At 72.8% G+C, this 9,924-nt stretch carries 11 protein-coding genes and 1 pseudogene; 1 reads left to right on the top strand and 11 read right to left on the bottom strand.

Going from position 1 to position 9,924, the window contains the following annotated elements; genetic code table 11:
• The 9 genes and pseudogenes from ABT299_RS35060 to ABT299_RS35020 form a co-directional block, all read right to left on the bottom strand.
• A pseudogene (locus ABT299_RS35060) lies at nt 1-601 on the bottom strand (hypothetical protein); the annotation flags it as partial.
• Complete coding sequence (locus ABT299_RS35055) at nt 598-780, bottom strand: helix-turn-helix transcriptional regulator (RefSeq protein ID WP_500253348.1); 183 nt, start codon at nt 778-780, stop codon at nt 598-600. The pseudogene ABT299_RS35060 and the gene ABT299_RS35055, both read right to left, overlap by 4 nt.
• Nucleotides 781-1,159: 379 nt before the next feature.
• A complete protein-coding gene (locus ABT299_RS35050) occupies nt 1,160-1,555 on the bottom strand; it encodes a DUF4282 domain-containing protein (RefSeq protein WP_500253347.1) in 396 nt (131 codons plus the stop codon).
• A gap of 23 nt (nt 1,556-1,578) precedes the next feature.
• On the bottom strand, nt 1,579-1,794 hold the full coding sequence (locus ABT299_RS35045; protein ID WP_500253345.1) for a hypothetical protein: 216 nt from the start codon (nt 1,792-1,794) through the stop codon (nt 1,579-1,581).
• Complete coding sequence (locus tag ABT299_RS35040) at nt 1,787-3,262, bottom strand: replication initiator (protein ID WP_500253344.1); 1,476 nt, start codon at nt 3,260-3,262, stop codon at nt 1,787-1,789. Before ABT299_RS35040 ends, ABT299_RS35045 begins: the two co-directional genes overlap by 8 nt.
• Before the next feature lie 68 nt (nt 3,263-3,330).
• Entirely contained in the window at nt 3,331-3,657 is a 327-nt protein-coding gene (locus ABT299_RS35035) for a hypothetical protein (protein ID WP_500253343.1), read from the bottom strand.
• A 116-nt stretch (nt 3,658-3,773) separates the two neighbouring features.
• On the bottom strand, nt 3,774-5,180 hold the full coding sequence (locus ABT299_RS35030; protein WP_500253342.1) for an FtsK/SpoIIIE domain-containing protein: 1,407 nt from the start codon (nt 5,178-5,180) through the stop codon (nt 3,774-3,776).
• Nucleotides 5,177-5,875, bottom strand: a complete 699-nt coding sequence (locus tag ABT299_RS35025; protein ID WP_500253341.1) for a hypothetical protein — start codon at nt 5,873-5,875, stop codon at nt 5,177-5,179. The genes ABT299_RS35030 and ABT299_RS35025 overlap by 4 nt, the downstream gene beginning before the upstream one ends.
• A complete protein-coding gene (locus ABT299_RS35020; RefSeq protein WP_500253340.1) occupies nt 5,875-6,228 on the bottom strand; it encodes a hypothetical protein in 354 nt (117 codons plus the stop codon). Before ABT299_RS35020 ends, ABT299_RS35025 begins: the two co-directional genes overlap by 1 nt.
• A 180-nt stretch (nt 6,229-6,408) precedes the next feature.
• Here ABT299_RS35020 and ABT299_RS35015 point away from each other — a divergent pair, with 180 nt between their 5' ends.
• Entirely contained in the window at nt 6,409-7,284 is an 876-nt protein-coding gene (locus ABT299_RS35015) for a UTRA domain-containing protein (protein WP_500253339.1), read from the top strand.
• A 474-nt stretch (nt 7,285-7,758) separates the two neighbouring features.
• On the opposite strand, the gene ABT299_RS35010 is transcribed toward ABT299_RS35015, so the two are convergent.
• Together ABT299_RS35010 and ABT299_RS35005 are read right to left on the bottom strand one after the other, a co-directional pair.
• Entirely contained in the window at nt 7,759-8,184 is a 426-nt protein-coding gene (locus ABT299_RS35010; protein ID WP_500253338.1) for a hypothetical protein, read from the bottom strand.
• Nucleotide 8,185: 1 nt separating this feature from the next.
• Nucleotides 8,186-9,409, bottom strand: a complete 1,224-nt coding sequence (locus tag ABT299_RS35005; RefSeq protein ID WP_500253337.1) for an SAM-dependent methyltransferase — start codon at nt 9,407-9,409, stop codon at nt 8,186-8,188.
• Nucleotides 9,410-9,924: the final 515 nt, after the last annotated feature.

The raw sequence follows: 9,924 nt of genomic DNA, 5'->3' as shown, positions 1-9,924 counted from the left end.
GCGCCCGGATGCTTGCGTGTGCGAGCCGCTTGCCGTCCAGCCGCAGGGACAGCGCCTCCAGCAGCGCCCGCAGTGCCGCGTGGTCATCCAGGCCCGCCACCGGGCCGGAGGAGGCCGCCACCCACGCCAGCGCCGCGCGGATGTCTTCGGGAGCGTCGCCGATCTCGCCGCCGCCGTCCCACGCCGGGGGCCGTAGCGCGTACTGTGCCAGCGCCCGCCGCAGCACCGTCTCTTCCGGCCGCCGCCGCTTGGCCGCCCGCGTGTCCAGGGTCGCCAGGATGATAGGGACCAGCGAGCGCACCAGCGCCTGCCGGGTGGCGCCCGCAGCCTCCACCCACCGGGAGGCGATGAAGCCCCGCGCGAGGGTGTAGACCGTCTCCGCCGACTGCGACCAGGCCACCGGCTCACCGGTCTCGGGAGAGAACACCGCGCCCTCACGGGCCGCCGCCACCAGCGCCGCCCGATGCGTCTCCGCCAGCGCTTTGGTGAGGAACGAGCGGGAGAACTGTGCGGAGTCGACGCGCCACCGCACTTCCCACGGCTTACGCCTGTTGGCGCGCTTGCGGATCTGCCAGAATTGGATGTCCTGCGCTTTGATCATCGGAGCGTCTCCATTCCGTCCGTGCCGAGCTTGTGAAGCCATTCTATGAAATCCGCGCGCACAATTCTCAGCTCATTGTTCGGCAGCCGGAACGCCTTCGGGCCGCGCCCCGTAGATAGCCACCGATACACCGTAGAACGCGCTACGTGCAGCTCAGAGGCCATGTCGCGCACCGACATAACATCCACCGAGGCCACCAGAAACCACCCCTGAAATTGCGTCTACGGGCCAGCCACGGGCCAAAACCAGCCACCGATAAAGGCGGGTGATCAACGACCGGAATCGGCCAATTTCTGTCGCATAATTGCCGCATGCAGCCCTTGACTTCAAATCTCTGGAATGCATGGGGTTGCGGCCGGCGGCCGCCCACCACCCCGACCGACCGCCTTGGGGGCGGGCCGCCGCGCGTGCCTTCCGCATTTCCGCCGCTTGGCGTCCGTGCAAGACCAGCGGAGCCGCATTCGCGGCGCTCCTCCGGCGCGACCCTGCCCGCGCTCCGTGGCCCGCCGTCCCGCAGGACGAGCCAGGAGCCACCGGGCACGGGCAGGGCCGCCGCACTCATCGCGGGTAACTCTGCGGACCGGCCGGAGGACGCTGCCACGGCCCGGGACCCGCCGGAGGCTGCACCGGCCGCCCCACCGCCCGCCTGGACTCCGCCCGCGTCGGCCCCGGCGGCACCGGACGGGCCGGTTCGATCGGCCGACCGCGCGTGAAGGCCATCAGGACCCACTCGCAGGCGATCCGCACGACCAGCACCCCGGCGACTCCCGCCGCGATGATGACCGGCGCGCACCACCACCAGCCGCCGCCCATCCAGGAGGCCACCGACCACACCAGCAGCAGCGCGAACAGCGCCCCGAAGGCGATGCACGCCGACACCGCCACGTACAGAACACTGATCAGCCGAGGCGTCACCATGCGCCGGAACCGAACGTCTGCCAGCCCGGACAGCACCCCGTGACTCTCGCGCGGGCCGGTCACGGCGACCACCACCCGCACGAGGACGCCAGCCAGCCCACGCCCAGCAGCACCGTCCCCAGGCACACCCCCGACCACCACAGCCGGGGGAAGCGGTGCCGCAGCGGCACCCGCCACCGCAGCCGGACGGTAGAGCGCCCGCCGCCGCCCAAGCCGATGCGCAGCAGGATCGGCACCGCCGCCAGCGCCGCCACCATCACCACCGCGTCAGTCATCGCGCGCCCCCGCCCCGTCGCCGGGCGGCCGAGCGGTAACGGCCAGGTCCGCCGCATCCCGCGCCGCCGCGTGATCGCGCGCCAGCGTCGCCGCGAGATCGGCATCACCCAGCCGCCCCCAGCCGGTTCCCAGGTACCTCCAGTCCCGCACCAGGACCGCCCCGCCGTCCCCGCGCTCAGCCTCCGCCCACGGGTCACCCTCCGGCCGATGCCGGGTCCGCCAGGCCCGCCGCACCGCCCGCAGCGTCCCCCGCGTCACCGAGTACCACCGGCTCTTGCTCGCGAAGTGCCCCCGGAAGCCGAGCGTGTGCGCGTAGTCCGCCAGCCGCAGCGATGCGCACTCCGGCCGCCGCGCCAACTTGAAGCACGCCGCGATCAGAAGGCCGACATGCGGGTTTGCCACCTTGCGACTCACCGCCAGGACCGACCGCAGCCCGAACCGGCGCGGCGGCAGCCCCGCGAAGGTGTCCGATGCGGTCTTGGTGGCGTACTTGGCCAGGTAGCCCGCCGCCCGTGCCGGGTCCGCGATCGGCGACACGTCCAACTGCGCGCCCCACCGCGCCGCCGCCACTCCCGCCACCGGGCACGGCACCGCGACCCGCCCGGCAGCGTCCCGGATCGCATCCGCCAGCGCGGTCACGTCCGCCCAGCCCGGAGGAGGCACCGTCGCCGAGCGGTCCCCGTTCGCGACGCCATCGAGGCGGATCACCGCGTGCAGGTGCACCGCCCCGCGCTTCTGGTATTCGGCAACCTTGACGTACGACACGCGCACGACCGACCGCACGGCCCGCACCGACACCGGCACCCCGGACCGCTCGCCCCCGATCCGCGCCAGCGCCCGGTAGACGTAGATCATCGTGCGCCGCCAGAGTTCCGGCACGGCCGCGTGCCACAGCACGTGAGCGTCATACCGGTAGCAGTCCCAGCACAGCGGACGCCCGACCAGCGGATCATCGGCAGTGTGCCGCGCGTCGCACCACGTGCGCATGGCGTGCTCGCACACCAGCGGCCCCCGCCGCACCCTGCACGGCCCGTCCTCGCTCGCACGGTGCACCGCCCCGAAGCTGGGCGCGGTGAAGGTCGCCAGCACCGCCGGATGCGTGCCCACGCTCGCCGGGACCGCATCCACCCCACCCGGCAGACTCGGCGCACGCCCCCGCAGGCCCGCCGAGACCAGATGCCAGGTATCCCGCCGATACGTCTCCGCACAGCTAGGGCAGACCGCCGCCCGCCGGTCACCGCACGCCAGCAGAAGCGCCCCGTCCGGCTCACCCCTGCTCGACCACTCCGCCCGGATCTCACCCGTCCGCCCGTCCACCGCCATCGCGCCACCAGCCACCCGCACCGGCCGCGCACAGTGCCCCGTATGCGCCACCTGACGCGACCACGCCCGCCACGCGTCACCATCCGCGACCCGCGCCAGCATCCCCGCCAGCACCCCGCCCGGCACGCTCCCCGCCAGCTCCACCCGTGCGGGGTCCGTGGACGGCAGACCTACGCCCCTTCGGGGTGACCTGCGGTCAGTCCGCCGGCTACTCACGCCGCACCGCCCGTACCGGTCCCCGCCGCCGGGTCCTCACCCGCGCCCGGTTCCGCACCGGGGTCGCGCCCGTGACGGCCGCGCGCCTGGTGCCCGTAGATGAAGCGCCACAGGCACCAGCTCAGCGCGTACCAGTCCGGCGTGTCCTCCTCGATCGCCGGAAGGTCGAACCCCGCCAGTACGTCACTTACAACACGTACAAGGTCGGCCCACACACCTTCGTCGCCCCCGGCCGGGCCGGGCAGCGCGACCGGGTACACCCGACCCGCCACCGCCGCCGCGCACGGGCACACCCGCTCCGCCAGCTCGTTGGAGATCGTCACCGTTGCTCGCTCCCATCAGGAGAAGGGGACCCCGCGCAGCGGGCACGCTCCCGCCGACCCCGCCGCGCGGAGCCCCGAAGGTTGAAGAGAGAGGGAGGGAAGAACCGGCCACCGGGTTACACCCAGCCGTCACCGGCCACCAGCCGCCGCAGCGCGACCCCGCGCGCCACGATCGAGCGGATGTCGTTGTCGTCCAAGAAGTAGGACCGCATCCGCCGAGGCATCCCGCCTTCGGCGTGCAGCAGCCCCACACCCCGCGTGTCCAGGTCGATGTCGGAGGCGTCATAGCCCGCCGTCGCCATGCCCGCGCCAAGGATGGTGTCGGAGGCGTCGCGGGTGTTGCAGCGCATCGCCCACCGCAGCGCCATCAGGTCACGCCACCCGGTCGGCACCACGTCACCGGCCGGTTTCTGCGTCGCCGCCACTTCCACGATCAGCGCCGCGCGGCTCCGCGCCGTCAGATCCTCGCCCAGCGCGTTGAAATGCTTCGCGGCCCTGCGGTCGGTGTTGGCCGTGAAGAACCGCATCTCATCGATCGCCGCCAGGATCACCGGAGCCTCACCCGGCTTGAGGTTGCGGCGCCCGCTCTGCTCCAGCAGCTCATAACGGGCGTCCATCTCCTTGATGAGGTCTTCCATCTGGGCGATGGCCGCGTCCATCGAGTTGTAGGCGATCCGGGTCAGCACCGGCCGCCACAGCGCCAGCTCGACTTTCTTGGCGTCCCATCCCCAGATCTGCGACCACGGGTCCAACGCCGCCGCCGCCAGGATCAGCGACAGCGCTACCGACTTACCGCTTTCGGGTTCGCCCCCGATCACCATGTTCTTGCCCGGCAGCCGCACCGACACCTCATCGCCCATGTCATCCACGCCCAGCGGCACCGGGTCACCCAGCGAGCGCTGCCCGCCCCCGACCCACGGCCACCGCCGAGGCGGACCACCACCGGCGAACGGATCGGCCCGCACGATGTCCACGTGCGCCAAGTCGGCCCGCGCCCGGTCCTGCCCGACCCGCACCTCACGCACCCGCAGCACCGCCGCGACCCGATCCTTCTCGGCGTCCAGCTCCGCCACCGTCGCGCCGCGCGGAACCCGCACGATCAGCCGGTCACCCGCCGGGACCGCCCGATGCGCCCGGATGCGCGGGATGCGGTCGTTGACCGTCGTCAGCGCCGAGAAGCGCATCGCGCGGTCCCAGTGCCGCCGCAGCCGACCCCGCCGCCAGACCCGCACGGCCCGCCGACGCGACCACGGCATCACCGCGACCGCCGACACCAGCCAGCCCGCCGCCAGCAGACCACCCAGCCAGCCCCGCGCCAGCCAGCCCGCCACCGCCACGGCCGCCACCACGGCCAGGGCCGCCAGCTCACGCCGCCACAACCAGCTAGGCCGCACCACCCAGAGCATGACCGCCGACCCGGCAGTGAGCCGAGCCCGAACCGGCAGGTCCGGCCGCTGGAGCACCGGGGGAAGGCCGATCTGTCCGGGCGCCTGGACGCCGGAGTACCGGCGCGGATGGCTCACCACGCACCGCCCAGACCGCCACCGTGCCGGATGCCCGGCCAGCCGTCCGCGTCCGCCGCGCGCTCGCCCCCGGCGACCCGCCGATCCCACGGCCCTTGATCAACCGCCTGCCGCCGCGTCTCTTCCATGCCGCCCGCCGGAGGCTCGCGCCAGTCGCGGCGGGTCTCCTCCATGGCCGCCACCCGCACGGCCGGAGCCGATCCCGCACGCCGCGCCCACGCCTCCCACGCCTCACACCGCCGCGCGTCCAGCTCCCGCCACACCTCGCCCGGCACCAGGCCCGTCAGCATGTCCGCCAGCAGAACCCCGCCGACCCGCCGGTCCGCAGGCAACGGGACCCACGCCGACCGGGAGTAGCCGCCCACGTGCACCCACCCGTGCGCCGCCACCGTCCCCGGCTCACCGCCCGGCCCGACCGGGCGACCGTCCGCTAGGCCCGCGCCCGCCAGCGCGCCCGACCTCATCGCCGCGCCCAGCACCCGCCGCCGCCGTCGTTCGCTGATCGTCACCAGCCGCAGCCACGACGGCCCCGCCGGGTCCGCCAGCGTGTAGTGCAGCCGCACCGGCCCCGTCGTGCTCACGGTGATCACGTACGTGCACTCGCCATAGGCCCAGGGGTCCACCCCACCGGCCGCCGCCACCGCGTCGGAGGGCAGTTCGACCGCCGAGCCCCGCAGCAGATCCCGGAGTCCCATCACTCGCCCGCCTTCGCCGCCGCCTTGCCCGACGCGCCCGCCGGAGCGCCCGGTACCGGCCCCGGCTCCAGCCGTTCCGCCGTCCACCACTGGACGGTGTCCCCCCGCCTGTCGATCGCGTTGAGGACCAGGCCCACCGGCCGAACGAAGGACCCCTGGTTCAGGCCCGGGTCTCCGATCAGCCCGACCTTGATCGGCGCGCTGCTCTGCCCGTCCATCACCAGCAGCCGCGCCGTGAACAGCGGGCGCCCCTCCGGGTCGGTGCGCAGCGCGCCCGACTCGAAGTCCTTCCGCTGCTCCGGAGCGTCCGCGACGATGAACATCAACCCGTCCATCTCGATCTTGAACTCCACCCGTGCCACCTCCGCTTTGCGATCGACGCACCAACTTGACGCGTCCCGTACGTACAAAGGTGTGCCAAAGGTCGCTGAAGTGCAAACCTTGGCGTACACAAGGCGTACAAGCTAAGGTTGGTTGCGAGAAGGTAAAGCGCCAGATCAGCACCGCCGGTCAAGACCTGGGGAGTGGCCACATTGGGACAGAGCCGAGAGCCCGCCAGCCGCACCGGGTCTACGCCGCTGCTGTGGACGACGATCAGGGATCAGCTCATCCGCGAGATCATCGACGGCCGGATACCGCCGGGGTCGTGGCTGCCCACCAACGCGCAGATCCAAGAGCGCTGGCAGGTGTCCAACCGCACGTCGCGCCGCGTCCTGCAAGAGCTGGAGCTAGCCGGATGGGCACAGGGCCAGGGCACACGCGGGTACCTCGCCACCGCAGGCCCGCAGCACGCCGGGCACCAAGCCGGACAGCCCGCCGACATGGAAGCGACCTTCGCCGACCCCACCCGCCGCGACGACCAGCCCGCCGCCCCGCGTGCCGCCCAGATCGGAACCTCACCGGTACCGCGCCCCGTGCACACCGTCCCGATCAGCGGCAACATCCCGCCGGAGTTCTCGCGCATCCGGATCATGGCCGTCGGGTACGAACCCGCGCCCGCCGAAGTCGCCTACGCGCTCCGCCTGTCCGGGCCGGGCGCATCGGTGTGCGTCCGCCGCCGACTCGTGGTCACCCCCACCTCGGACGCCACGCCCCTTGAGGTCCGGATCTCCTACACGCCCGGCGTCACACCCGACAGCCCGCTAGCCGCGCCGACCCTCCTACCCGGCACCTGGCCGGAAGCGCTCGCCGCCCACACCGGGCACCGGCCCGCCTCCGCCACCAGCTACATCACCACCAGGCCCGCAGTCGATTGGGAAGCCGCCGCGCTGCACCTTCCGACCGCCACCCCCGCACTGGTCCGGCTCACCACCCTGACCACCGCCACCGGCGCCCCCATCGACCAGACCGTCTCGATCTGGCCCGCCGCCACCACCACCATCGCCGCCGAAGGCCACCCCATCACCTGACCCACTCCACCCCACCGGGCCGAGCGCTGAGGCCCCCGCCGGGGCAGCGGCACCCACCACCGCGCGGGGCCGGACTGGAAGAGTGCACGGTCGGGCTGCGCCGGCCGAACTCCCTACGGTCGCCCCTTCGGGGTGGCCTGCGGCCATATCCGCCGGCCCACCCTCACCATTGCGACAACCGGCGCCGCGGCCCCTGCACCCCGAAGAACCCGAACATGCCGAACGGGGGCGTGCACGGTGCCCCGATCAGTGCGGCAACACCGATCAGCGCGCACGCCCCCGCCATCGCCCGAGTCCAAGCGATGCGATGCGATGCGAAGGGAACCGCTTAGCTGGCACCCCCTTTCCGGTAGACGCGTCAGAACCCCTGCGGGCGGGAACGGGGGTCGGGCGGAGACGGAACCCGCCCGCAGGGAGCATCACCCCCGACCGGTGACCGGTCACTACCGGCCCGGCCTCACTACCGGCCCGGCCTCACTGCCGTCCCAGGCCGACCCGGACCAGCGCCCGCGTGAACTCCGGCGACAGCAGCTTGGAAGCCACCGCCCGCACCGGATCCAGCGTCGCCCCCGGCACCCACAGCACCTTGGACTCCGGCTCGCCCTCCGCAGAGAACCAGGTCACCGGGAACGCCGCCCCCGCCATCCCGTACACCGCATGCGCGAACACCTCATGGATGTAGCCCACCTGCAACGGCGCGTCCGCGCACGAGGCCATCATCTTGCGCGCCAGCACATCGGCCGCCGCATGCTCACCCGGACCCGCAGCCGACAACGCAGCCGCGATCGACCCCGACGCCGACCACGCCCCCAGCCACAGCGCCCGCTCATCCGGCCCGTCCCCGCCCGGACCCTGCCCGTGTCCGTCCGGCCCGTGCCCGCCGTTTCGCCGCTCGCCCATGTCACAGCCCCAACCCGTCGCGGCCCGGAAAGACCGCGTAGTCCTTGACGTACTGGCGCGGCCTGGACGCCTTCACGAACGTCCCGCGCCCCGGCAGCACCACCACCGTCCCGGCTGCGATCAAGTCCCGCAGCGCGCCATCGACCACCCGCCGCGTCACCCCGAACTCGGCCGCCAGCACATCACGCCGCAACTTGGCGCCCTCATCCAGCACGCCCGAGGCGATCCGCTCGGCCAGCACCCCGCCCAGCCCCTCCACCGCACCGGCCACATCACCCGGCTCGGACACGAACGCCGGAACGACCCCGACCCCGCCCAGCACCGGCACACCACGCACCGGCACACCACCCTCCAGCCCGCACTCAAAGGGCCACTCCTGCACCGACACCACCCCCGGCGGCACCACATCAAGACGCCCGAACAACTCCGCGATCTCCACATCGGTGCGGAACACCCCCCGCGACGTCGCGTCCTGATACACCCGCTCGATCTCCCGCACCGCCTCCGGCACGGCACCGGTGGAGCACACATGCGACACCGCCACCACACTGCCCGGCGTCATCCGCTCCGCCAGCGCCGCCACGATCCCCGCCGGGTCCTGCTCATCGGTGACGAAGTGCAGCACCGCGATCAGCAGCACCGCCACCCGCCGATCCCAGTCCACCCACCGGTCCAGATCAGCGATCAGCGCATCGATGTCGCGGACATCGCCCGGCACGATCCGCATCCCCGGCACCAGCGCCCGATCATGCGCCAGCACCAGCGGATCATGATCCACCCCGATCACCTGCGCGTCCGGCACGATCGCCCGCGCGACGTCCAGCGGCGTCGGCGCGGTCGGGATCCCCGTCCCGATGTCCACGAACTGATCGATCCCGCTAGCGGCGGCCCACTCCACCACCCGGCGCATGAACGCCCGATTCTCGCGGGCCGCGTTCGCGATCGACGGCGCCGCCGCCATCACCCGCAACCCCGCCTCACGATCAGCCGGACCGTGATCCTTACCGCCCAGGAAGAAGTCGTACATCCGCGCCGTAGAAGGAACCGACGGATCCCACACCCCGTCGGCGCTCTCCACCACACCCGGAGCCGGGAACCGCGCCGCCCATGCCCGCGCGTCCTCCGACAACGACTCCACCCGCACCCCGAACACCGACAACTCCTCGCCACCCGAGCCCGAGCCACCCGAGCCCGCAGCCGTGTCCTTGTCCGACCGCCGCGCCATCACCGACCCACCCCCGAAGCCGACCCCGACACCACCGACCCGGCGGCGTTCTGCGGTACCGCCCGACCGGCCGCCCGTGCCAGCAGGCCCACCAGCACACCCGGCGCCGCCTCCACCTCATCCACCGGCACCACCCCCTCACCCCCCACCAGGAACCACCACACGCCCCCCACCGGCGCACAGTCCACATCCAACCCACCCCCACATGAGCCGCTCCCGCCGCCAACGCTGACCACGTTCAGCACCGGCCGCGCCCCCGCCCGACTCACCACCCCACACGCCAACCCCGACCCCGGCGCCGACACCACCGCCTCCAACGCCGCCAGATGCAACCGACCCGGCCCCATCGCCAACGTCAACCGCTCCGACGTCCGTTCCTGCTTGCTCGGCTCTCCTCGCATGACCCGGTCTCCTTTACGCCCGGCATGTTGCTTTCGACCGCCGATGAAACACCGTGCGTGAGGACGTAGCTACACCGTTTGCGGGACGTCAGGGACGTTTTCGAGATACGCTCG

Source organism: Spirillospora sp. NPDC000708 (genome assembly GCF_040299565.1).
Classification (GTDB): Bacteria; Actinomycetota; Actinomycetes; order Streptosporangiales; family Streptosporangiaceae; genus Spirillospora.
Note: the sequence above shows the minus strand (reverse complement) of the source record. Positions and strands in the feature narration are given on the sequence as shown.

Bases quoted from the DNA above. Each gene is read 5' to 3' on its own strand.
- ABT299_RS35055 (WP_500253348.1), bottom strand. From the start codon at position 780: ATGTCGGTGCGCGACATGGCCTCTGAGCTGCACGTAGCGCGTTCTACG.
- ABT299_RS35045 (WP_500253345.1), bottom strand. From the start codon at position 1,794: ATGACTGACGCGGTGGTGATGGTGGCGGCGCTGGCGGCGGTGCCGATC.
- ABT299_RS35025 (WP_500253341.1), bottom strand. From the start codon at position 5,875: ATGGGACTCCGGGATCTGCTGCGGGGCTCGGCGGTCGAACTGCCCTCC.
- ABT299_RS35010 (WP_500253338.1), bottom strand. From the start codon at position 8,184: ATGGGCGAGCGGCGAAACGGCGGGCACGGGCCGGACGGACACGGGCAG.
- ABT299_RS35005 (WP_500253337.1), bottom strand. From the start codon at position 9,409: ATGGCGCGGCGGTCGGACAAGGACACGGCTGCGGGCTCGGGTGGCTCG.